Origin of the sequence: Shewanella sp. AS16 (assembly GCF_021412365.1) — a bacterium.
GTDB classification, from domain to species: Bacteria; Pseudomonadota; Gammaproteobacteria; order Enterobacterales; family Shewanellaceae; genus Shewanella; species Shewanella salipaludis.
In genome coordinates this window covers 1-291 of sequence record NZ_JAKCLK010000256.1, presented here as the reverse complement: position 1 = coordinate 291, position 291 = coordinate 1, and the positions used below count along the sequence as shown (strand labels likewise).

At 49.5% G+C, this 291-nt stretch carries 1 protein-coding gene; it reads right to left on the bottom strand.

Annotated features, from left to right (window positions below):
• The coding region (slyA, locus tag LZP73_RS20220) for a transcriptional regulator SlyA (protein ID WP_234236720.1) at positions 1-291 on the bottom strand (291 nt) is incomplete at both ends.

Genomic DNA, 291 nt, shown 5'->3' with positions numbered 1-291 from the left:
TCCATTTCGCTGATCAATGGCTCTGCCTTTTCCGTCAGTTTAATACGTTTAGCCCGACGATCGCTGGCACAAGTTTGACGCGAAATTAACCCTTTTTCTTCCAGTTGGTCCAGCGTACGGACCAGTGATGGCTGCTCGATGCCAATCGCTTTTGCCAGTTGAATTTGCGACTGGTCTGGAGGTAACTGATGGATATTGTGTAACGTAACCCAATGGGTTTGTGTTAACTCCAGCGGTTTCAGGCGATGGTCTATCAGAGCACGCCATATGCGCACCAACCGTGCCAGATCA